Here is a 21,781-nt window from a genome sequence, read left to right as displayed (position 1 = left end):
CTAGGAATTGGTGAAGTTTGCCTCGCGCTTTTCAGTGAAAGCGGCCATGCCTTCCTTCTGGTCATTGGAGGAGAACAGGGAGTGGAAGGTGCGACGCTCAAAGAGCAGTCCCTGCGACAGCGTCATTTCGTAGGCCTGGTTGATCTGTTCCTTAATCTGGGTAGTGGCAACCAGAGACTTCGACGCAATGGTGTCGGCGACTTTCAGGGCCTCGTCGAGAAGCGCGTCCGGCTCGACGACGCGGGCGACCAGACCTGCGCACTCAGCTTCCTCGGCACCCATCATGCGGCCGGTGAGGCACATCTCCATTGCCTTAGCCTTGCCGATTGCGCGGGTGAGACGCTGCGAGCCGCCCATGCCCGGAGAGATGCCGAGGTTGACCTCAGGCTGACCGAACTTGGCCTTAGCGCCAGCGATGATGAAGTCCGCCATCATAGCGACCTCGCAGCCACCGCCCAGGGCGTAGCCGTTGACGGCGGCGATAACTGGAGTGCGGACGGAAGTCAGAACATCCCAACGTGCGAACCAGTCAGAGACATACATCTCGGTGCCGGACTTGTCCGCCATCTCCTTAATGTCCGCACCTGCGGCAAACGCCTTCTCGGAGCCGGTGATGATAATCGCGCCGATTCCCGAGTCGTTGTCGAAAGCGGTGGCTGCTGCGCCGATCTCTTCCATGGTCTTGTGGTTCAGGGCGTTCAGTGCCTTCGGGCGGTTCAGGGTGATAATGCCGACGCGACCTCGGGTTTCGGTAAGGATGTTTTCGTAGGTGGTCATTAGATACTCCTTTGGGATGGCTTGAGTTTGGTGAAAGTTGTGTATGTAGCCCGCAATTCCAAAATCTGAAGAACGTGGCTGCGGCTTGAAAAGTCTTTCCTGTATGCGAGGGTACCTGCGGTAGCGGGTGTCGTCAGGCTGTTTGAGCTGATAGGTGCAGGGTGGGGCGAGTTGGTGTCTTTTAGTGCTCGATGTGCCGGTGGCCATATTGGCTAACTAGACAGCTTTGTCTATATACTTCGCTTTATGTCGAACAAGAACACCGCAAACACGCACGAACTATGGGACATTGCTCGCAAGCTTCGGGAAAACCACACCTATGTTGACTTGACTCACGCGTTTCACGCCGGTCAGCCGAAATTCCCTGCGCTTCCCGACGAACAGCGAACACGGCTTTTCACCGTTGCTGAGCATGGATTTGAAATCGACCAGTATCAGTTTGTTGGCCAGTGGGGTACGCATGTGGATCCGCCTGTGCATTTCGTCCAAGAGACGAGAACTCTTGACAATATTGGCGTCGAGCAGATGATCCTGCCTTTGGTCGTCCTAGATTTCACTGCTGAAGTCGCTCGGGATAATGATTTCTCCCCTTCGATTGCTGATGTCGAGGCGTGGGAGGAACGCAATGGTTTGATTCCGGGCGGTGCATTTGTCGCATTTCGCAGTGACTGGTCAAAGCGGTGGCCTGACGCTGAGGCAATGGCCAATGCGGATGAAGAGGGCGTGACTCACTACCCAGGATGGAACGTTGAGGTTGTCGAATGGTTGATAGACAACCGTGGCGTTGTGGCGATTGGGCACGAGACCACTGATACGGACCCCGGCATCGTGGCTCATGGTGGCAGCTTGCCGACGGAACTCTATCTATTAGGGCGTGACCGATGGCAGATTGAACTTCTGGCTGGGCTCGACCAGGTGCCGGAAACGGGGGCTCTCGTGGTTGCCTCCTGGCCGAAGCCAAAGGATGGGACGGGGTTCCCAGCTCGAGTTTTTGCTGTTTTGCCAGTGTAATCCTCCCACTGCCTTCGAACGGTTTTCGAATACGCCATAAAGCTTCGCCTAACTCAATCCGAGCCTAGATGCGTGATTCAGCCGTCATTGTTTGAGAGCTTTGCATTGTCCGTTCACTGCGTCGACCGAAACGACGAGCCGACAGCACGGATTATCCTCCGGCGTGCATTGTCAAGATCGGCCGGCTCTATGTGCTCGCATGGGGTGAGCTCTGTGAAGGCATGGGCGGCAGTGCCGCGGTGAAGGCGGATTCCCGAGTGGCAATCCGCCTGTGGTCTTAACCTCGCTTACGCAGTGAAACTACCAATGCGGCAATACCGGTCAGCGCGCCCACGAGGCCGAGCCCCAGGCCCCAGCCGCCAAGCGTGCTGCTCGAATCCTCGCTGGTAGCAGCTGCGGAATGCTCCACGTCGTCTGAGCGGCTATCGCCGTGGTTTGTCTCGCTGGTGCCATGGTTGTGGCTGTGGTCGTGGCCGTGGCTATGTTCATTGTCTTCCGACTTCTCAATCAGCTCCACAGTTGGAACCGGGTAGTCACTATCGTGGTCCTTTTCAGCCCAGTTCATCGAACCCTTTTCACAGGTTTGCAGCGTCGGCACCTCAACTGTCGACGGCTTTGCGTCATCAGCCACCTTCACGCTGAGCGTCAGAGAATCCTTCAGGTCCGACGGCAGTGGAGTCTTTGCGGTGTAGATGACCTTCTGCACCTTTTCATTCTTGCCAGAGCCGGTCGACTCCTTGGTGACATCCCAGTTCGCGTTCACGTTCGGCGTAACCTTTTCGAACTCCTCCGGGATGGTGAACTCGACCTTCGTCGTCGGCGAACCGTCGCAGCCATGGCCGACCCCGAAAGCCAGATCCGCGTAGCCGCCAATCGGGGCAGACGACGGGGTTGCATGCACATGTGCGGATGCAATGGCAGGGAAGGCGAGGGTTAGTGCGGCGCTTGCCGACGCTACTGCGAGCCCACGGAAAAAGGGGAAATGGTGTCGCTGTGCATTCTGAGGCACGAAAAACTCCTAAATAAGTGGGATGAATTCTTGGCTCAATCGCCCCGTAAATGGGGAGAATTTAGACATGTATTAGTGGAGCCGCCAGAGCTGATTCGGTGTCAGGCCATGGGGTAACAAGGGCATGGCCTGTTGATGAGCCGGTGGCTGCAAAACACGTCAGGGGATTAGTCGGTTCGCTGTGCAGGAAAGTTCCCAGGGCTAGTGCTAGGAAATTCTTTGTCCCCCTGGAGTCCAGAGGCAGGATTCTGTATAGAAAATTGCGCTGTCGGCTACCGTGAGTGGCTTTAGAGCATAGTCTTGTAAAAATCTTTTATCGCGGTGACCTGCGGTGATGACGGTTTTTTTAGAAAAGTTGAGTCGGGTTGGAATAACTTTGTCCCATAGTCCGTTGCATAGCATGACAAACATTGAGTCGGACACACTCAAGTTTGCTTGACATATTTTCTACGGCAATGCAGACTTGAGCGCGTAAGACTTAAGGGCAATTCTTTTACTCTTCTAGAAAGGTGTTCATCATGGGACGCGCTGTTGGTATTGACTTGGGTACGACGAACTCCTGTGTCTCCGTCCTCGAGGGCGGCGAGGCTCAGGTGATTGCGAACGCTGAGGGTTCGCGCACCACTCCGTCGGTGGTTGCATTTGCAAAGAATGGTGAGGTCCTGGTTGGCCAGTCCGCTAAGAACCAGGCTGTCACTAACGTTGATCGCACTATTCGTTCGGTCAAGCGCCACATGGGTACTGACTGGAGCATCGAGATTGATGACAAGAAGTACACTCCGCAGGAGATTTCCGCTCGTACGCTGATGAAGCTGAAGCGCGACGCTGAGTCTTACCTGGGTGACGACGTCACTGATGCGGTTATTACCGTTCCGGCTTACTTCAACGACGCTGAGCGTCAGGCAACCAAGGAAGCGGGTCAGATTGCTGGCCTGAACGTCCTGCGCATTGTCAATGAGCCGACTGCTGCTGCACTTGCTTACGGTCTGGAGAAGTCCGACAAGGAGCAGACCATTCTGGTCTTCGACCTCGGTGGCGGTACCTTCGACGTCTCCCTGCTGGAGATCGGCGACGGTGTTGTTGAGGTTCGCGCAACTGCTGGTGACAACAAGCTCGGTGGCGATGACTGGGATCAGCGCATCGTTGACTGGTTGGTTGAGAAGTTCCAGTCCAGCAACGGCATTGACCTGACCAAGGACAAGATGGCTCTGCAGCGTCTGCGTGAGGCTGCTGAGAAGGCCAAGATTGAGCTGTCCTCCTCGCAGCAGGCATCTATCAACCTGCCGTACATCACCGTTGATGCTGACAAGAACCCGCTGTTCCTGGACGAGACCCTGTCCCGTACTGAGTTCCAGCGCATCACCTCTGATTTGCTTGACCGCACTCGTAAGCCGTTCCAGCAGGTCATTGCTGACGCTGATGTTTCGGTTTCCGACATTGACCACGTCGTGCTGGTCGGTGGTTCCACCCGTATGCCGGCAGTCTCCGAGCTGGTCAAGGAACTGACCGGTGGTCGTGAGCCGAACAAGGGCGTTAACCCGGACGAGGTTGTCGCAGTTGGTGCTGCTCTGCAGGCCGGCGTTCTGCGCGGTGAGGTCAAGGACGTGCTGCTGCTCGACGTCACCCCGCTGTCGCTGGGTATTGAGACCAAGGGCGGTGTCATGACCAAGCTGATCGAACGCAACACCACTATCCCGACCAAGCGTTCGGAGACCTTCACCACTGCTGAAGACAACCAGCCGAGCGTTCAGATTCAGGTCTTCCAGGGCGAGCGTGAGATGGCTGCAGCTAACAAGCTGCTGGGCTCTTTCGAGCTGGGCGGTATCGCTCCGGCACCGCGTGGTGTCCCGCAGATTGAGGTCACCTTCGACATCGACGCCAACGGCATTGTCCACGTCACCGCTAAGGACAAGGGCACTGGTAAGGAAAACACGATCACCATCCAGGACGGCTCCGGCCTCTCCAAGGAGGAGATCGACCAGATGATCAAGGACGCTGAGAAGCACGCTGACGAGGACAAGAAGCGCCGCGAGGAGCAGGAAGTCCGCAACTCGGCTGAGTCCATGGCTTACCAGACCCGCAAGTTCGCATCGGAGAACGAGGACAAGGTTTCCCAGGACATCCGCGACCGCGTTGAAGAGGCCGCCAAGGAAGTCGACGAGGCTCTGAAGGGCTCCGACATCGAGGCCATCAAGTCCGCCGTCGAGAAGCTGTCCACCGAGAGCCAGGAGATGGGTAAGGCTATCTACGAGGCTCAGGCAGCTGAGGGTGCAACCGCAGCCGAGGGTGCTGAGGCCGCTGACGCTGACGACAACGTCGTTGACGCTGAGGTCGTCGACGAGGACGAGAAGGACAAGTAAGAATGACTGACCAGGATCAGGGAAACCAGCCCACCCCGGAGGAGCCGGCCAACCTGGCCGATCAGGTCAACGAGGTCTTCGAGCAGGCCAAGCTTGACGACGACGTGGAGCCGGCGACCGAAGGTGCCGCCGGCGACACCGCCGCGGAGGAAGCTGCAGACCCAGTTGCAGCCATCCAGCGTGAGTTGGATGAGCGCACGGAGGACCTGCAGCGCCTGTCGGCGGAGTTCGCAAACTACCGTCGTCGAGTTGACCGAGACCGTGAAGCCGAGCGCGTACAGGCGAAGGCAAAGCTGGCTGGAGAGCTGCTGGTTTTGGCTGATGACCTCGACCGGGCTGAAGAGCACGGCGACTTGGCAGACGGCACGCCGCTGAAGGCTTTCGCGGATAAATTCCGTGGCGTGCTGACCGCACAGGGTGTTGAGGAATTTGGTGCCGCAGGAGAGGAGTTCAACCCGGACATCCACGAGGCTGTCCAGGATCTCTCTGAAGGGGATGACAAGGTTCTAGCCAATGTGCTGCGCAAGGGCTACCGAATTAATGACCGTGTCATTCGTACGGCGATGGTAATCATCGGCGATCCGCAGTAGCGGAGACACAAGTGACGCAGATTTCTTTGAATTAGTTTTTCTGAAAGGAGGAGATGCACCATGACTCAACGGGAATGGGCAGATAAGGACTATTACGCTGACTTGGGCGTCTCTAAGTCTGCGTCACTCGACGAGATTAAAAAGGCCTACCGCAAGTTAGCCCGGGAGAACCACCCGGACAAGAACCCGGGTAACAAGGCCGCTGAAGATAAGTTCAAGCGAATCTCCGAGGCATACTCGGTGGTCGGTGACGAGGACAAGCGCCGCGAATACGATGAGCTGCGTGCAGCTCTCGCAGGTGGTTTCCGATTCCCCGGTGCCGCAGGTGCCGGCGGAGCCGGTGCTGCCGGTGCACGTGGATTCGACTTCGACGTGTCGGATCTCTTCGGCGGAGGTGCCGGATTCGGTGGCAATGCTGGTGGTGCAGGTGGCCTAGGTGATTTCCTGGGCGGCTTCGTAAACCGCAATGGTGGCGCTGGTGCTGCCGGGCGGCAGAAGGCCCGCCGTGGTGCGGATGTGGAGACAGAGATTACGCTCGATTTCCGCGAGGCTGCCCAAGGTGTCACCATCCCGCTGCAGCTCACCAACCCGTCGCCATGCACGAACTGCAATGGTTCGGGTGCAGCGCCGGGAACCTCACCGGTGACGTGTACCACCTGTCATGGTTCGGGATATGTCAAGGAGCAAAAGGGGGCCTTCGGCTTCTCCAGTCCGTGTGCGGACTGTGGTGGCCAGGGCACTCGCATCGAGAACCCTTGCTCGCAGTGTAACGGCACCGGTGTGACCACCCGCCGTCGTACCATCACCGTTCGCGTCCCCGCAGGTGTGGTGGACGGCCAGAAGGTCCGTCTTGCGGGCCAAGGTGAAGCGGGACTGCGGGGACGTCCGGCCGGTGACCTCTTTGTCACCGTTCATGTTCGCCCGGATGAAGTCTTCACCCGCAGCGGCAACGACCTTGAGGTCACGGTGCCCGTGAGCTTCGGCGAGCTCGCACTCGGCGGCACCATTACCGTGCCGACGTTGGGTGACAAGATTCGCGTGCGTGTCCCGGCTGGCACAGCCGATGGCCGAACACTGCGTGTGCGCGGTCGAGGAATCCCGAAGCGCAATGGCACTCCGGGTGACCTGCTGGTAACCGTGCGTGTGAAGGTGCCGACCAATTTGGACGACAATGCCACTTCGGCATTGCGCTCCTACGTCGAAGCGGAACGTGCCAGCGGGTTCAATCCTCGTGAGGGTTGGGCAGGTGCGAAATAATGTCCGACAACACTGAGGTCTATGTCATATCCGTAGCCGCGAATCTCGCGGGCATGCATGCGCAGACGCTGCGCAATTATGACCGACTCGGGTTGGTAACTCCGCAGCGAACCTCCGGCGGAGGTCGGCGCTACACCAAACGCGATGTGGCGCTGCTGCGTGAGATTCAGCGTCTGAGTCAGGAAGACGGCGTCAACCTGGCCGGTATTAAGGCCATCATCGACCTGACTGAGCGGGTGGATTCGCTTGAGCAGGAAAATGCAGAACTGCGAGAGCAGCTCTATCAAGCAAAGGCACAGGCTCGTCGTTCGCGAGGCGAACTGGTTCACGTCCCACGCTCTACGGCAGTGGTGATGTGGGAGCCGCGCACACGACGTAGGCACAAAGACAACCGCGGTGCGGAAGGATAATCCCACACGGCTGATTGAACGGACTAAGCAGCGTTGGCTGGTTAGTCCGTTTTCTCTTGGCTTGTTAATTTTGGCCGTGGATTAGCAACCGCTGATCTGAGACACCGGTCAGCTGTCAGTTAGCCACCGGTTGGTCTCGCGGGTGAAAACTTCGTCGTCAAAGTAGTGTTCGATGTGCGGGTTGCCCTGAACGTGCCGATACTTTTGAGGAATATCCTGCACGGGAGTGACCATGAAATCGGTCAAATCTCGCATGGACAGGCCACGCTCACTCAGGTTGAGTGTGTACGCGCCGAAATCCTTATCCGCTGGGTTTTTCCCATGAATCCCCAGTTCGGCAGGAATACGAATGGGGTCCATCGGGGACGTCGCCACTGCCACACGGTGGCTATTTTCATCTTCGGGTCGGACTGTTCCGTCCGGCTTGAGTAGTTTCATGTCGTTTGCGCGCTCCAGTCCGGGGCCAACACCTGGCGGAGCTATGAGCAGCACCCTATCCGCGTAGAGGCCACTACCAAGGGAAGCCTGCGAGACCACCGTCGCCCCATAGCTATAGCCGGCAACAACGTGCCGCTGAGTAGAAGACGTGCCGTGGCTAGTAATGCCACCGGCAATCGCAGTGTCACCACTATCGACACCACCGGAACGTTCAATCAAACCAGCTTGCAAATGCTGCAGCCGCTCAGCGGCAAAATTGTGATACTCGGTGCGTATGGCCTCACGGAGGTCGGGCGGCGCGTCATAGGAAAACAACACCACCGCCACATCCTCCGGATCTTCACCGGCGGCGTGGAAGGTCGCGGCTACGCGCTCGAACTGCCTGCTAGCGTCCTCCGCGCTAGAGCTGGTGCCGGGGACGAGAGTAATCACAGTCGATGCTCGCTCAACGTCACCGAACGCAATCGCAGAATGTCCAGGCGAGGACTCCAATAGTTGTCCAGGAGGCAGCCCCAAAGCCCGGGCGCGAGCGGACATGGCAGCGTCTATCTCCGATAGCGGTCTACTCGAATACACTCCAGTCAATCCGCTCCCAACTTCCAAGTCCCAACCACCGTCAAGCCCTCTGTCGGTAGTGCTGCCAGTACCGCTGCCAGCCTGCGATGGCTGCAATCTGCCCGAGCCACTAACTCCGCTTGCCACCAGTGGTGAAAGAGCTGAGATTGTGCCCGCAGCCTTCTCATCGAGTCGGTTGAGCTCAGCCAAGGCCGACTGAATCCGAAGCTGCGAGGTTGCACGCCATTCAGCCATGGTGAAAGGCCCGGCAGGAATTTTGGGATGAACGAGGCTGCGCGCAATCGTGGACAGCATGCCCTCCGGCGGAGTCACCGCACCAGAACCCAGGTTCACCTGAAACCCCAGGTTGGTTGCCTGGTTTACCGCGTCGGTAAGTTCGCGGATGACGTCGTTAAGCATGGCGGCGGTGTCGCTGCAGCAGGCGGCGAGACGTTCGAGCGCGACACTGCTCCGGCGTAGACGCGTGGAGCTGTGGGTGACAGAAATCTCGGCGGCGCTGCGGTTGTCGCCGGCGAAGTCGTCCTCTGAGAGCGCGTTGAGTGCGCCCTGGGAACTGTCGGCGGAATCGGCGAGGGCGCGTGCCCCGGAACGCAGTGCCCGGGCAAGCGTCTCCAGCGAATCCACATGCCACAGCAGTGCTTCGCCTACCGTGACCATGACAGCTTTTCCAAGGCGGCGGACTGGTCATGCTCGTGCGCGAGAGCGCTGACAGCGAGGGCATCGGCAGCCTGCGCAATAACGTCGATGTTTGTGCACGCGGCAAGCAATGATTCCGACCACTTCCCACAAGTAGTGGAGACAGCGGGGACAATCCGTGAACCGGGCAGGGCAGAGGTGAGCTCGGCGCTTCCTGGGGCAGCTGCGACGATGGTGGAAAGGCCATCAATACGAGTGGAAATCTGCTGGTAGGAACGGCTTAAGGCGGATAGTTGAGCTGGGTTTACTGTGATGTGTTCGGCCATGTTTTTGATTCTGCTGGGTGGAGTAAGGCAGCGGAAGACCATCTTCAGCGAACTGTGGATAACTCTGAGCGGAAGCAACGCAGGAAGCCGCGCTGTGGATAACTTCAGGGCGGTCAATCCGGGGTAGTCGGTAGCATTTAGGCATGCGTATTGCACTGGCTCAGTTGGAATTGTCAGCGTCGGTTGAAGAGAATCTGGACGCGGTGAAGGTGACTATCGCGCGGGCAGCACAGGACAACGCCGATTTGGTGGTTTTCCCCGAGGCCACGATGAAGGCGTTCAATTCCGGTCGCCTGGATGTCGTGGCGGAGTCCAGCAGCGATAGGTTCGTAGCGGAGGTCTCGCAGGCCGCTCACGATGCCGGAATCAGCGTGGTGGTCGGCATGTTCCGCCCGGCAGATGAAGTGGAACGCGACGGTAAGACGATGCACCGCGTCTTCAACTCGCTGCTTCTGGCTTGGCGTGATGAGGACGGCCCCGGTGTCGAGTTCTACGACAAACTCCACCTCTTCGACGCTTTTGGGTTTCGCGAATCGGATACTGTCGCGCCGGGCAACGCGCACGTGGTCTGTGATGTCCCGCTTGCCGACGGATCGTCGGTCGCCCTCGGTCTTGCGACATGCTTTGACATCAGGTTCCCGGAGCAATTCATTCAACTGGCCAACCTGGGCGCAGAGGTCATCGCGCTGCCTGCATCGTGGAATGACGGCCCGGGCAAGGTAAGGCAGTGGCAGACGCTGGTGTCGGCACGCGCACTGGATAGCACTTGTGTGATTGCGGCAGTCGATGCGGCCCGGCCTGATGGGGCGAAGGCCGCGGGGAAAGATGAGGGGCCGACCGGCGCGGGGCACTCCATGTTGGTCAATGCGGACGGCGGAGTTATTGCCTCGGCGGGCTACGACCCGCAGTTGCTTGTGGCCGATGTGGATATAGCGGAGGTGGAGCGGATTCGTCGCTCGATTCCGGTGCTGGAGATTCGCGATCAGGGCTAGCTGGGAAGCGATGAAGAGGGCCGAGTCGAGGGGGCGAAGATTGCGGGATATTAGCCTATAGTTCTACCGATTCGGGCGAAGTCATTTATATTTCTTATCATGCTGCTCCACATCCTCTGGGTCATCGGAATTACGGCTGAAGGCGTCACCGGCGCACTAGCGGCCGGTCGAATGCGCATGGATCTCTTTGGAGTTTCAACAATTGCGTGCATGACTGCTATCGGCGGCGGTACCCTGCGCGATGTCATTCTCGGTCACTATCCGTTGGTGTGGGTTGCAAGCCCGCAATATTTGCTGGTTATCGTCGGTGCAGCACTGATTACGGTGCTGTTGGCCGACTTCCTGATGAAGCACTTTCGGGTCGTGTTCTTGGTCGCTGACGCAATCGGCTTGTCGGCGTTTTCCATCATTGGTGCCCGCGTGGCCATGGAAATGGGGCACGGCGTCATCATCGCTATTGTCGGCGCCGTTCTTACCGGTGCGTTTGGAGGTGTGCTCCGCGACCTGATGTGTGACCGCGTCCCGCTGGTGTTTCAAAAGGAGCTCTATGCCTCCATCGCAGTCGTCGCGGCGACGCTTTACTACGTGCTCGACATGGTTGGCCTGCACGAGAACATCAACATCATCTGTGCGGTGCTGTCCGCACTGTTCATTCGACTAGCGGCGCTTTGGCGTGGCTGGTCGCTGCCGGTATTTGACTATCAGGGGCGCGATTAAAACACAGTACCCAGAAAAACTCTCAGCAAAATACTCTAATTAGCTCAGCAGAATCGATAGTTGTTGCTGAAAAGATTGCCGTTATGGATTTTTCTGGATTCCTCTCCGGTATCGGAGACCCCGAAGCTCTACTCCAGGGGTTTGGCCCTTGGGTGCTTGCGGGGCTTGGACTCATCATCTTTATTGAGTCCGGTGTGCTCTTTCCTTTTCTGCCCGGTGACTCGCTGTTGGTCACTGCTGCCGTCTTAAGGTCAGAGCTAGATGTCCACACCTGGCAGGTGCTGGTTATCGGTATTATTGCCGCGGTGCTGGGTGATCAAGTCGGTTACTTCTTAGGCCACTCCTTCGGCCGCAAACTGTTCAGCGACAATGCCAAGGTGCTCCGAACTAATCGGCTGGAAGCGGCCGAGAAGTTCTTTGCCAAGTACGGACCACTGTCGTTGGTGCTGGGGCGATTTGTTCCCATTGTGCGCACCTACGTTCCGCTGGCTGCGGGCACTGCGAATATGCCCTACGGAAAGTTCATCGGCTGGAATGTCACCGGTGCGATTGGCTGGGTCGCCAGTATGGTCGCTGTTGGTGTGCTGCTGGGCAACATTCCGGGAATCACCAGTTCCATCGACAAGATCATGTTGCTGGTCATTGCAATTTCCGTGCTACCGGTTGTCATTGGTGGTGTGAATGCGCGTCGTAAAGCAGCTGTTGCGAAGCGCTCGGTGTAGGACGGTGCTGTCGTAAGGGCAGAGGCACCGACAGAAAAACTCCCGCACCAAGAAAACCTGGTGCGGGAGTTTTTAATTACGCTAGCGACTACCTAGAGGTGCGCACAAGCGCAGATGCACAGCGTGGACGATTAGGAAATCGAAGCCTCGTAGATGCCCTTGACGGACTCAGCCATAGTTGCGTTGAACTCTTCGTCGGACTGCTGAGCGGACAGGCCCTCAGACAGTGCACGGGAGAAGGAAGCAATCATGCCGTGGTTGCGGGACAGGCGCTCGTTGGCGTCCTCGCGCTCGTAGCCACCGGACAGGGCGACAACGCGCATGACCTTCGGGTGCTCAATCAGCGGCTTGTACAGGTCATCCTTGGTCGGGATGGAAACCTTGATCATGACCTTCTGGTCATCAGCCAGGTCATCCAGGCCGGCGAGCAGCTCGCGCAGGACGATGTCCTCAGCCTCTGCCTTGTCAGCAGCGTTGATGTCGACTTCCGGCTCCAGGATCGGAACCAGACCGTGGGACAGAACCTGCTTGCCGAACTCGAACTGCTGGGCAATGTTGGCCTTGATGCCCTCTTCGTTTGCCTCGGCAATGAAGGAACGCATCTTGGTGCCGAAGATGCCCTTAGCGACAGCGCGCTCCAGCAGCTCATCCAGGCCCGGGCACGGCTTCATAAGCTGAACGCCGTTTTCCTTGTCTGCCAGGCCCTTGTCAGTCTTCAGGAACGGGACGATGCCCTTCTTTTCCCACAGGTACTGAGCGGTCGGGATTCCCTCAATGTCGCGATCCATGGTCTGCTCGAAGAGAATCGCGCCAATAATCTGCTCAGAGTTGAAGGACGGGGAAGTGATGATGCGGGTACGCATCTGGTGAACCAGGTCGAACATTTCATCTTCGTTCGAGTACTGATCCTCGTTGATGCCGTACAGGCGCAGAGCCTTCGGGGTAGATCCACCGGACTGGTCGAGAGCGGCGATGAAGCCCTTGCCCTCAGTCATCTGACGTGCCTGCTCGATGTTCATTCGAGTCCTTTCGTGAGAATGAAGGAATGTCACCTACCAGGGTAACCAAAACAGTATGAGTGCGCTGTCCACCCATCACTCACATGGGGGAAGTTGAATCCGGCGGGAGTGTGCTGGTGAGGACGTCGGGCGGTGTGTCGGAGTGTGTTCGCACGTGGTTTCTGGAGCTTTCCAACGTTTTCTAGTGCTTTCCGGCGCGCTACTACGCTTAACGACGCTGCTGAGCTCAATCCTTTTTGCTATAGGTGTGGTGTGAATCACGGTCGGGAAATTGAAAAATTTGAAGTTGAGTGGAACAGACTCAAGGCTGAGTACGTTATGGGTAGTGAATGACAAAGTTGAGTCAAAGGGGCGCAAGTTATGAGTTTTACACCAACAACTAAGACTGGAGAAGTTCTCCAGGAAGCTATGAAGGCCGCGACCAGCGCGGGTAACCCGGATATCCGGCCTGGGCACATTCTGGTAGCACTGCTGGAGCAAAAGGAGGGTATTGCGGCTCCACTGCTTGAAGCAGCGGGCGTTAATCCTTCCGGGGTTTTGACCCGCGCTAAGGAGTTGGTCGCGGGGTACCCGTCGGCAAGCGGGGCGAATATGGCGAACCCGCAGTTTAATAGGGACGCCGTTAATGCTCTGAACGCCGCCGAGGAGCTGGCGGGGGAGCTTGGAGATGAGTATGTCTCCACGGAAATTCTGCTTATCGGTGTAGCAACTGGCCAGTCGGAGGCGGCAACTGTGCTGCAGTCGGCGGGTGCTACTGCCGAGGCGTTAAAGGGTGCGCTGACTAGTGTGCGTGGATCGAGGAAGGTAACAACGGAGAATCCAGAAGAGCAGTACCAGGCTCTGGAAAAGTATGCGACGGACTTAACCGCGCGGGCACGAGAGGGCAAGATTGACCCAGTTATTGGCCGCGATGCGGAGATTCGTCGCGTGGTACAGGTCTTGAGTCGTCGTACCAAGAACAATCCGGTGCTCATTGGTGAGCCGGGCGTTGGTAAGACGGCCATTGTAGAGGGGCTGGCACGACGCATTGTTGCAGGTGATGTGCCGGAATCTCTGAAGGGCAAGACGCTGATGAGCCTGGATCTGGGCTCTATGGTCGCCGGTGCGAAGTACCGCGGTGAGTTCGAGGAGCGCCTGAAGGCGGTTCTGGACGAGATTAAGGAATCCGACGGTCAGATTATTACCTTCATCGATGAGATTCACACCATCGTTGGCGCTGGTGCCACGGGTGATGGCTCGATGGATGCGGGCAATATGATTAAGCCGATGCTGGCTCGTGGTGAGCTGCGTCTGGTCGGTGCGACGACCCTGGATGAGTACCGCAAGTACATCGAGAAGGATGCTGCGCTGGAGCGTCGTTTCCAGCAGGTCTTTGTCGGTGAGCCGAGCGTTGAGGACGCCATTGGTATTCTGCGTGGTCTGAAGGAGCGCTACGAGGTCCACCATGGTGTTCGCATCCAGGACTCCGCGCTGGTGGCTGCAGCAACGCTGTCGGACCGCTACATCACATCCCGCTTCCTGCCGGATAAGGCTATCGACCTGGTTGATGAGGCCGCATCGCGTTTGCGTATGGAGATTGACTCCTCGCCGGAGGAAATCGACTCCGCGGAACGCATCGTGCGCCGCCTCGAAATCGAGGAAATGGCCCTGGAGAAGGAAACTGACATCGCGTCGAAGGAGCGTCTGGACAAGCTCCGTGAGGAACTTGCAGATGAGCGCGAGAAGCTCAACGCTCTGAAGACTCGCTGGCAGAACGAGAAGTCCTCGATTGATGATGTCCGCTCCGTTCGAGAAGAGCTCGATGCCCTGCGCACTGAGTCCGAAAAGGCTGAGCGCGAAGGTGACTACGGGCGCGTCGCAGAGCTGCGCTACGGGCGCATCCCTGAGTTGGAGAAGAAGCTGGAGGCCGCCGAGGAATCGGTCGCTGACGCAGAGGAAAACTCCATGCTCAAGGAGGAGGTCACGCCTCAGGAAGTCGCTGAGGTTGTCTCCGCCTGGACGGGTATCCCGGCTGGCAAGATGATGCAGGGTGAGACCGAGAAGCTGCTCGAAATGGAGCTCAACCTCGGCCGTCGCGTTGTTGGTCAGAATGCCGCTGTGGAGGCTGTCTCCGATGCCGTCCGCCGTTCGCGTGCGGGTGTTGCCGATCCGAACCGTCCGACTGGTTCCTTCCTGTTCCTCGGTCCAACTGGCGTTGGTAAGACAGAGCTGGCCAAGGCGCTGGCGGAGTTCCTCTTCGACGATGAGCGTGCGATGGTGCGCATCGATATGTCCGAGTACGGCGAGAAGCACTCTGTCGCTCGTCTGATTGGTGCTCCTCCTGGATACGTCGGCTACGACGCTGGCGGTCAGCTCACCGAGGCTGTTCGTCGCCGTCCGTACACCGTCGTGCTTTTCGACGAGGTCGAGAAGGCTCACCCGGACGTGTTCGATGTGCTCCTGCAGGTGCTCGATGAGGGTCGCCTGACCGATGGTCAGGGCCGAACCGTGGACTTCCGAAACACGATTCTGATTCTGACCTCCAACCTCGGTGCTGGTGGTACGCATGAGCAGATCATGGATGCGGTCAAGATGGCCTTCAAGCCGGAGTTCATCAACCGTCTCGACGATGTAGTGATCTTCGATCCGCTGACCTCCGAGCAGCTGCGCGGCATTGTGGACATTCAGGTTCGCAACCTGGCAGAACGCCTGGAGGCACGTCGTCTGGTGCTGGATGTCTCCGATGAGGCACTGGATTGGCTGTCGGAGCGCGGCTACGACCCGGCCTACGGCGCCCGTCCGTTGCGTCGTCTGGTGCAGAAGGCAATCGGCGATGAGCTGGCACGTCGACTGCTCGCTGGTGATGTTCGCGATGGCGACCGCGTAGAGGTCACGGTTGCTGACGATGGCGAGTCGCTGAAGGTTGTCGGCTATGACGAGGATGGCGTAGCCCGAATCTAGGGCGCCTGATACTCAGGGCGATAACTGCTGAGCAGGCTGTCTGTTTGTTGGGGCGGTTTGAGAGAGTTTTCTCCTGAACCGCCCCTTTTTTGTGCCTTTATTGTCCGGGTTTATGTGTCTTGTGACCGACCGTGTGGGCTTGTTGCATTCCGGTCAGTCTGGAGTGCGCCGGTATAGTGCGCAAATATGACTAACTTTCAGTGGCGACCAGCGACAGACTCCGACCTCCCCTTCATTGCCTGGATGGACGAACTAACGGAAACATTCGGAGATGAAAGTCAGCCACTGCCGGAAGATTATGTAGTCACGAGGCGTCAATACGTCGACCAGTGGGACGCGAGTCAGGGCGGGGTTATCCTTTTCGCCACTTCGCTTGACGACGCTGACCTCGAGTCGCTCAGTAGCGACATGACCCGCACTGACCCATTTGAACCGAGGGTTTCTCGCGAGGCTACCTACAGTGCGGCCGCCATTAAGAAGGAATGGTTGGAGCGCGGGGATTCGTCGTCAAGCGAAGAGCACGAGAGCTATGAAGTGCCGGTGGGGGCGGCCTGGCTGCGTACGTTTACGCAGGACGATCCGGGGTACGGATTTGTGGAAAATGGGATTCCTGAGGTAGCGATTGCGCTGCGTCCGGGCGTTGTCGGGCGCAGGCTGTCGCAGCCGATGATTGCAGGACTCCTTGAGTATGCGCGTGAGCTGGGGTATCCGGGGGTTAGTCTGGCTGTCCATGATGCCAACCCGCGGGCGGCGAAAGCCTATGTGAAGGCGGGATTTGAGCTAGTGGGGCGCTCGAGCTTCCCGGACCACGATGTGATGGTGGTGCGGTTTTAGGTTTTCGGCGTGCAGTTTTTGGTGGGGGCTGCGCGGGTTGGTGGGGGCTGCGCGGGTGGTGAGGGACTGCGCGAGTTGGTGGGGTTTTCAGGGCGGATGGTGGGGTGTTTAGGCGCTGGAAGCGAGGCAGCGTTTCGGAAAAAGGTTCGAAAAAGTTGACTTAGGGGGTTGTGGTGTGTCGAATGGGTGTGCGATAATGTGGGGGAGGGAAATTAGTTAGTCCATTTGGGGATTCGGATTGCTAGCGTTTTAAAAGGGGTGGGGAAATGTCTACACCATCGGCGTCAAACGGCGGTGGACCGCTTTCGACATCGCAGGTTTTAGATGCGGTTGCGCAGTTTGAAGCTCTGTCGACAGTCATCGTGGAGAACTTCGAAGTACTTGCACCGGATCATGCGCACGATGCATATAAGTCGATTGAGAAAGCGCGAAAACGACTCGCAGTAATTGATGCGACTTATGTGGAGACTATGAAGGGGCGGATGCCCAGCGCGGAGCACCGAAGGATCGCGTGGCTAGCGCAGGAGATGCGAATCTCGCGAGCAGAAGCGAGGCAGCGTATCAATGTCGTCGGACGTCTGAGTAGGAATGTTGATCCGTTTGCTCCGGCGAATGAGGATGTGCGAATGCCGAACCTTCGTCAGAAAGTTGAGGAAGGTGTTGTCGGTGCGGATGCTGTTGCGAAGATTGACAAAGCCGTTCGGGAGCTGCCGGCAACGGAGCATGCACAGCTGTCTAGGCTGCTGGACAAGCACATTTCAGATTTAGTGGACAAAATCCGTGTTGATGATCTCAATAAATTGCCGAACCGCCTGCGGGCGATGTTGGGGGTTGATGACCCGTATACGGATGAGGACCGCGCTCGGAAACGAAGTCTAAAAATCGGTGCTCAGGGGCCGGACGGCATGAGCCGGTTGAGCGGTGTGGTTACGCCTTCGTTTGCGGCGGTGCTCAAAAGGCTGCAGGCAGATCATGCGCGGCCTGGTGGGTTACTCGAAGAAGGCGCCGATGACCAGCGGAATCCGGAGCAGCGTTTCCATGATGCCGTGGAAGCGGCGGTGAACGGGGGCTTTCAACCAGGCGGTGAGCTTCAGCCGGCGCGGGGGACGACATCGGTGGTCACCGTCGCGCATATCGCAGATGTGGCAGCGTTAGCTGGAGTCTCCCTGCCTGAGGGGAAAGATTTTGTACTTCCTGGATCGGGCAAAGCGGTCTCAGACGCGGGAGTGCGAATTTCCATTAGTCAGGCCGTGCAACAGATGGTTGATAGAAATTCGTTCCTCCAAGTATTGGGGAATGAGGGGCAGACCTTGTATTTTGGTCGGTCCCGCAGGCTGGGGACTTTGCCGCAGTATCTGGCCCTTCTTGGAGAGGAAGGAGGTTCCTCCGCGCCGGGCATGGGCACTCCGGGAGCTATGTGCGATGTTCACCATGTGCAGTCGTGGGCTTCCGGTGGTGGCACTGACCTGGATAATCTCACGTTGGTGGATCCGGGTACGCATCGAAAGATCGACGATGCTCGATGTAATGAAAATACTTGGTGGACGCTCCGGCCGGATGAGGTGGCGGAGATTCTAGGAACTGACGAAGGGGACGGGGTTAGCGGGGAGTGTGAGCAGGCCTCTACTGATCGTGTGGTCTGGGTGCCCCCGAAAGACGAGGAAGGAAACCGGAAAGCGGAATCCAATGAGGACCCCGATACGTTCGATAGCCCGGGGCGCTGGTTGCGTCGTAAAGCGCGAGAGAAACGGGCGGGGGACACAGTGGATGGCAATGACGAGATGGGGCCGGATCCCGGTGGGTAGTCGGATTGGGAGACCGAGGCCTGGCTTAGAGGCTGATCTTCCGTTTCGTAGTCAGCTTTGTGTTAATAAAGCGGTTGAGGAAAGGGGGGTGCCGATGCTGGCGGCATAGTGCAGCAGTTTTTCTGCGGTGGCACAGCCGATTCCATGGCCTGTGCCTGAGATGAAAACGGCCAGGTGAGCAGCGTCTTCATGCACCTTCCCAAGCTCCTAGTTTTAATAACGTACATATCGCGCTACCAAGTCAATCGATTTAGAATCCGGAATTATGACAACATCCATCTCGGTACAAGAGCTTCGTGACAAGATTGCCGGCGGCGGTCGTATCGTCGTCGTTGACGCACGCTGGTCGCGTGCTAAAAAACCATATGACTCCTACGCCACGGCTCACATCCCACTGGCCGTGTTCTGTGATCCCGAGTTGGACCTAGCAGGTGTTCCAAGCCGAGAAGCTGGTCGCAACCCGTTGCCGGATATCGAGCGTGTGCGCGATGCCGTCCGTCGATGGGGAGTCCGCTCGGAGCATCTCGTGATCGTCTACGACGCGGGCGATGGACTGTTCGCGTCACGTGCTTGGTGGATTCTGCGCTGGGCAGGTTTGGAGAATGTGCGTGTCCTCACCGGTGGGTTAGCTGCTTGGGAAGCAGATGGAAACGAGACTGCCTTCGGGCCCGGAAATCTGCCGCGGCCTGGAACGATTGCGGTGAGTGACGGCAATATGCCTGTTGCCAGCCTCGATGACGTGCGCACCTGGTCTGAGCGTGGAATTTTGGTGGATGCGCGTGAGCCCAGCCGTTTTGAAGGTCGTAGTGAGCGCGTCGATCTGCAGGCAGGTCACATCCCGGGTGCCGTGAACCTGGCGGCTCGCAGTCTGCAAAATGCCGACGGCTCCTTCCTGCCTGTTGAGCAGCTCCGTGAGCGCTTTGCCTCCGTCGGTATCGAAGACGGTCGCAATGTAGCGGTCTACTCCGGTTCCGGTCTTCATTCCTCGCTGTTCATTCAGGCTATGGAAGAAGCGGGCATCACGGGCGCCGCTCTGTATGTCGGCGGCTGGTCCCAGTGGGCTGGCGATCCGAGCCTGCCTATCGTCCGCTTCTAAGCGGGCCCGGGCCAGGGCGACCGCCCCAGGGCCCCTGATGTGCCGTCCATGTGGCTTTTGCCCCTCGCCCTTTACCGTCCTAGAGAGTCCTGAACGCTCTCGCCTCGGGCATTGGTATTGCGCCAGACGGGGGACGGCATCTTGTCGCTGACCAAATAGAACGGCTTCTGGCTTAAGCTAGGAGATTAATGATTCCCCTAGTATTCACCCTCGCAGCGATTCTCATCATCGCCGCAGTCGCGCTGTTCGTTGTCGACCGCCGCCGTCGCAGCACAAGTGAGACTGCTGTGGCGTCTCCGTCATCGCCATCGCTTTACGACGAGCCCTCGGACTCCACCGGCGAAGTAACCGGTGTGGCGGCAGAAGATGTTGTGTCCGAACAGTCGGATTCTTCGGGGCAAGGCCGCCCCGAGACAGCTTCTGTGGCGAGACCGAACGTCGCAGCTGATGCTGACTCTGACTCTGAGGTTGTCGCTGAGACTGATGGTGCCGCTGAAGTTGACTCTGAAACTGAGGTTTCGACGACAGAACTGGGGACTTCAGCTGTAGAAATAATGCCGACGGAGCCTGAATCTGTCTTGAGAATCGAGCCGGCGGCCACTGCTGAAATGCCCGAAGCAACAGAAGACGCGGGTGCTCCCGAAACATCGGAAGCAGCAGCTGATCTGAATGCGGGAACGGACGTGACTCTCCGAAGCGGCGCGGAGTCTGGCACAGAATCTGGCGCAGGGCCTGGCGCGGAGCCAGCTGAGTCGGTGACTGCTGAAGATACCGATACCACGGATGAGCCCGAGACAGGTTTAGTGGACAACACCAGTGCCATAGATGCCAACAGCACCACTGCTCCTGACGCTCGCATTGGAACTGTTGACGGTGCAGAATCCGAAGCTGCGTCCGGCGTAAAAGCCGAGACTGACGAAGTGCCGCAATCATCCGATCGTGCGGCGCGCACCCAGGCCACCCAGGCCACCCCGCCCACTGAGTCCACCCAGCCCGCGCAACCGCAGCGCGCCCAGCAGCAGTCAGTGGCCCCTGTCCGTCGACGTATCAGCGGTCGCCGTGTGCGTCACTTGCGGAAAGCCTGGGCGCAGGAACGTAATTCTGTCTATAACCGTGTGGACCATGAGCTGCCGTCGTACTGGCAGCGTACGCCGGACGGCGATGCCAAGGCCGTGGTCTCCGGTTTCGCTTTTGGCCGGGAAATGCACCTCGCCGATGTCGGCGGCATCACCACCATCGCCATCCGCCGTTCTGTATCCAGCGATGAGGTTTTCGAGTTGCGCCGCAGCGGCGGCACGACGCTGCCTCACGTAGCTACCGAAGCCGGCCTGGTAGTCGCAGCTACCGACCCAGAGCTCATTCATCGCATTTTCGACGACCGTGCAACCCGCATGCTTGCCGACGTGCACCCGGCCATTACCCGCATGTGGTCCGAAAACTCCTGGTCCTTGGCTCAGCTGATTGATAATTCGGTGCCAGAGGACTGGGACGGTGCACTGGCATCGCTGTCGGACTTCTCCGACATTGCGCGCAGGTTGCCACCGGCGGAAGGCGAAACCGTCGCTCCGGACACTAATCAGTGGGATCCCACTCGTTTGCAGCTCACCGAGCAGTCCGTTGACTCTGGTTCCTTGATTTCGGATGGAACCGGGCGTGGGCACTTGCACGCGGTACCAGATCAGCGTCGCAACGGTTCTGCTAACCACGAATCGCAGGATCACAGCTCACAGAACGGGCATGCCCAGAGTCACAGCGCGCAGAATAGCAAGGGCGAAGAGCCGCTGGACGTTGAGGAAATTGTTTACGCAGATTCTCCTTCGTCCTCGTCCGCTGCTACCGCGGATGCAACCACGGATGATTCGCAGTGGTCGTCGCAAAGCAATGCACAACCCACGGTGGTGCAGGCGATTGACGGTTCGTCGTGGCGTCCTACGCGGGATATACCGCTGGATCCGACGGCCCTGCCTTCGCGGTCGACGGCACGAAAGATGGGTGCAAACGTTGGCGAGTCGGAGGACATTGGAGATTCTGGCCAGCAGATTCCTGCGCTTGGGGAGGACCCCGAACATAGCCGGATGCGCTCGAGCCAGGGGCGTGTGGTGCGATCAAATGTGAAGCCCGCCAGTATTTTTACCGACGCCGCCCCAGACCTCGACAGCAGCGACGACCCCACCGAATCTGTATCCGAGGACAAGGGCGCAACCCCTGATTCCGCGGACGAGTAGAACCAGACATATCCTTGAGCACACAGTCGTTTATTTAGGAG

General features: G+C 58.3%; 18 protein-coding genes. 13 read left to right on the top strand and 5 right to left on the bottom strand.

Annotated elements, in window-relative coordinates; genetic code table 11:
• Complete coding sequence (locus AB1Z34_RS01675; protein ID WP_049193758.1) at nt 1–777, bottom strand: enoyl-CoA hydratase; 777 nt, start codon at nt 775–777, stop codon at nt 1–3.
• Between the two features lie 246 nt (nt 778–1,023).
• On the opposite strand from AB1Z34_RS01675, the gene AB1Z34_RS01670 reads away from it, so the two are divergent.
• The gene (locus AB1Z34_RS01670; protein WP_049171735.1) at nt 1,024–1,788 is read left to right on the top strand and encodes a cyclase family protein; all 765 of its coding nucleotides are present in this window, start codon (nt 1,024–1,026) and stop codon (nt 1,786–1,788) included.
• Nucleotides 1,789–2,065: 277 nt separating this feature from the next.
• Here AB1Z34_RS01670 and AB1Z34_RS01665 read toward each other — a convergent pair whose 3' ends face one another.
• Nucleotides 2,066–2,797, bottom strand: a complete 732-nt coding sequence (locus AB1Z34_RS01665) for a YcnI family protein (protein WP_049171733.1) — start codon at nt 2,795–2,797, stop codon at nt 2,066–2,068.
• 518 nt (nt 2,798–3,315) lie between these two features.
• On the opposite strand from AB1Z34_RS01665, the gene dnaK reads away from it, so the two are divergent.
• The 4 genes from dnaK to AB1Z34_RS01645 are packed head-to-tail and all read left to right on the top strand — an operon-like array spanning nt 3,316 to nt 7,414.
• Nucleotides 3,316–5,157, top strand: coding sequence for a molecular chaperone DnaK (dnaK, locus tag AB1Z34_RS01660; RefSeq protein ID WP_048734453.1), 1,842 nt, complete (start codon nt 3,316–3,318; stop codon nt 5,155–5,157).
• 2 nt (nt 5,158–5,159) lie between these two features.
• Nucleotides 5,160–5,747 carry a nucleotide exchange factor GrpE gene (grpE, locus tag AB1Z34_RS01655; protein WP_016421563.1) on the top strand — a complete coding sequence of 196 codons (588 nt, stop codon included), beginning with the start codon at nt 5,160–5,162 and terminating at the stop codon, nt 5,745–5,747.
• 60 nt (nt 5,748–5,807) lie between these two features.
• Nucleotides 5,808–7,004 (top strand): molecular chaperone DnaJ, encoded by a 1,197-nt coding sequence (gene dnaJ / locus AB1Z34_RS01650; RefSeq protein WP_005511752.1) that lies wholly within the window; start codon nt 5,808–5,810, stop codon nt 7,002–7,004.
• A complete protein-coding gene (locus AB1Z34_RS01645; protein ID WP_070601024.1) occupies nt 7,004–7,414 on the top strand; it encodes a helix-turn-helix transcriptional regulator in 411 nt (136 codons plus the stop codon). Before dnaJ ends, AB1Z34_RS01645 begins: the two co-directional genes overlap by 1 nt.
• Before the next feature lie 108 nt (nt 7,415–7,522).
• On the opposite strand, the gene AB1Z34_RS01640 is transcribed toward AB1Z34_RS01645, so the two are convergent.
• Nucleotides 7,523–9,085, bottom strand: a complete 1,563-nt coding sequence (locus AB1Z34_RS01640; protein ID WP_367157797.1) for an alpha/beta hydrolase — start codon at nt 9,083–9,085, stop codon at nt 7,523–7,525.
• Entirely contained in the window at nt 9,073–9,390 is a 318-nt protein-coding gene (locus AB1Z34_RS01635) for a hypothetical protein (RefSeq protein ID WP_070549985.1), read from the bottom strand. Before AB1Z34_RS01635 ends, AB1Z34_RS01640 begins: the two co-directional genes overlap by 13 nt.
• 143 nt (nt 9,391–9,533) lie before the next feature.
• Between AB1Z34_RS01635 and AB1Z34_RS01630 the strand changes: the two genes are divergently transcribed.
• The 3 genes from AB1Z34_RS01630 to AB1Z34_RS01620 all read left to right on the top strand — a co-directional run bounded on the left by AB1Z34_RS01630 (nt 9,534) and on the right by AB1Z34_RS01620 (nt 11,821).
• On the top strand, nt 9,534–10,382 hold the full coding sequence (locus AB1Z34_RS01630; protein WP_070602406.1) for a carbon-nitrogen hydrolase family protein: 849 nt from the start codon (nt 9,534–9,536) through the stop codon (nt 10,380–10,382).
• Between the two features lie 99 nt (nt 10,383–10,481).
• Nucleotides 10,482–11,099 carry a trimeric intracellular cation channel family protein gene (locus tag AB1Z34_RS01625; RefSeq protein ID WP_016421558.1) on the top strand — a complete coding sequence of 206 codons (618 nt, stop codon included), beginning with the start codon at nt 10,482–10,484 and terminating at the stop codon, nt 11,097–11,099.
• Between the two features lie 83 nt (nt 11,100–11,182).
• Nucleotides 11,183–11,821 (top strand): VTT domain-containing protein, encoded by a 639-nt coding sequence (locus tag AB1Z34_RS01620; protein ID WP_016421557.1) that lies wholly within the window; start codon nt 11,183–11,185, stop codon nt 11,819–11,821.
• A gap of 131 nt (nt 11,822–11,952) precedes the next feature.
• Here AB1Z34_RS01620 and AB1Z34_RS01615 read toward each other — a convergent pair whose 3' ends face one another.
• Nucleotides 11,953–12,840: a fructose bisphosphate aldolase gene (locus tag AB1Z34_RS01615; RefSeq protein ID WP_016421556.1), complete on the bottom strand. Its 888-nt coding sequence runs from the start codon at nt 12,838–12,840 to the stop codon at nt 11,953–11,955.
• A 360-nt stretch (nt 12,841–13,200) separates the two neighbouring features.
• Between AB1Z34_RS01615 and clpB the strand changes: the two genes are divergently transcribed.
• The 5 genes from clpB (at nt 13,201) to AB1Z34_RS01590 (ending at nt 21,740) form a co-directional block, all read left to right on the top strand.
• Complete coding sequence (gene clpB / locus AB1Z34_RS01610) at nt 13,201–15,780, top strand: ATP-dependent chaperone ClpB (protein WP_070546029.1); 2,580 nt, start codon at nt 13,201–13,203, stop codon at nt 15,778–15,780.
• A 186-nt stretch (nt 15,781–15,966) separates the two neighbouring features.
• A complete protein-coding gene (locus AB1Z34_RS01605) occupies nt 15,967–16,614 on the top strand; it encodes a GNAT family N-acetyltransferase (protein ID WP_016421554.1) in 648 nt (215 codons plus the stop codon).
• Nucleotides 16,615–16,880: 266 nt separating this feature from the next.
• Nucleotides 16,881–18,419 carry an HNH endonuclease signature motif containing protein gene (locus tag AB1Z34_RS01600; protein ID WP_016421553.1) on the top strand — a complete coding sequence of 513 codons (1,539 nt, stop codon included), beginning with the start codon at nt 16,881–16,883 and terminating at the stop codon, nt 18,417–18,419.
• 265 nt (nt 18,420–18,684) lie between these two features.
• Nucleotides 18,685–19,515, top strand: a complete 831-nt coding sequence (locus tag AB1Z34_RS01595; RefSeq protein WP_367157796.1) for a sulfurtransferase — start codon at nt 18,685–18,687, stop codon at nt 19,513–19,515.
• 188 nt (nt 19,516–19,703) lie between these two features.
• A complete protein-coding gene (locus AB1Z34_RS01590) occupies nt 19,704–21,740 on the top strand; it encodes a hypothetical protein (protein WP_367157795.1) in 2,037 nt (678 codons plus the stop codon).
• Nucleotides 21,741–21,781 lie beyond the last annotated feature (41 nt).

Source organism: Corynebacterium sp. 045007 (assembly GCF_040743205.1).
In the GTDB taxonomy this organism is placed as follows: Bacteria; Actinomycetota; Actinomycetes; order Mycobacteriales; family Mycobacteriaceae; genus Corynebacterium; species Corynebacterium jeikeium_D.
Note: the sequence above shows the minus strand (reverse complement) of the source record. Positions and strands in the feature narration are given on the sequence as shown.

Excerpts from the sequence above, each read along its gene's own strand:
- AB1Z34_RS01625 (WP_016421558.1), top strand. The coding sequence starts at position 10,482 with ATGCTGCTCCACATCCTCTGGGTCATCGGAATTACGGCTGAAGGCGTC.
- AB1Z34_RS01615 (WP_016421556.1), bottom strand. The coding sequence starts at position 12,840 with ATGAACATCGAGCAGGCACGTCAGATGACTGAGGGCAAGGGCTTCATC.
- AB1Z34_RS01675 (WP_049193758.1), bottom strand. The coding sequence starts at position 777 with ATGACCACCTACGAAAACATCCTTACCGAAACCCGAGGTCGCGTCGGC.
- grpE (WP_016421563.1), top strand. The coding sequence starts at position 5,160 with ATGACTGACCAGGATCAGGGAAACCAGCCCACCCCGGAGGAGCCGGCC.
- AB1Z34_RS01670 (WP_049171735.1), top strand. The coding sequence starts at position 1,024 with ATGTCGAACAAGAACACCGCAAACACGCACGAACTATGGGACATTGCT.
- AB1Z34_RS01600 (WP_016421553.1), top strand. The coding sequence starts at position 16,881 with ATGTCTACACCATCGGCGTCAAACGGCGGTGGACCGCTTTCGACATCG.
- AB1Z34_RS01605 (WP_016421554.1), top strand. The coding sequence starts at position 15,967 with ATGACTAACTTTCAGTGGCGACCAGCGACAGACTCCGACCTCCCCTTC.
- AB1Z34_RS01590 (WP_367157795.1), top strand. The coding sequence starts at position 19,704 with ATGATTCCCCTAGTATTCACCCTCGCAGCGATTCTCATCATCGCCGCA.
- dnaJ (WP_005511752.1), top strand. The coding sequence starts at position 5,808 with ATGACTCAACGGGAATGGGCAGATAAGGACTATTACGCTGACTTGGGC.
- dnaK (WP_048734453.1), top strand. The coding sequence starts at position 3,316 with ATGGGACGCGCTGTTGGTATTGACTTGGGTACGACGAACTCCTGTGTC.
- AB1Z34_RS01645 (WP_070601024.1), top strand. The coding sequence starts at position 7,004 with ATGTCCGACAACACTGAGGTCTATGTCATATCCGTAGCCGCGAATCTC.
- AB1Z34_RS01635 (WP_070549985.1), bottom strand. The coding sequence starts at position 9,390 with ATGGCCGAACACATCACAGTAAACCCAGCTCAACTATCCGCCTTAAGC.
- AB1Z34_RS01630 (WP_070602406.1), top strand. The coding sequence starts at position 9,534 with ATGCGTATTGCACTGGCTCAGTTGGAATTGTCAGCGTCGGTTGAAGAG.
- AB1Z34_RS01640 (WP_367157797.1), bottom strand. The coding sequence starts at position 9,085 with ATGGTCACGGTAGGCGAAGCACTGCTGTGGCATGTGGATTCGCTGGAG.
- AB1Z34_RS01620 (WP_016421557.1), top strand. The coding sequence starts at position 11,183 with ATGGATTTTTCTGGATTCCTCTCCGGTATCGGAGACCCCGAAGCTCTA.
- AB1Z34_RS01595 (WP_367157796.1), top strand. The coding sequence starts at position 18,685 with ATGACAACATCCATCTCGGTACAAGAGCTTCGTGACAAGATTGCCGGC.
- clpB (WP_070546029.1), top strand. The coding sequence starts at position 13,201 with ATGAGTTTTACACCAACAACTAAGACTGGAGAAGTTCTCCAGGAAGCT.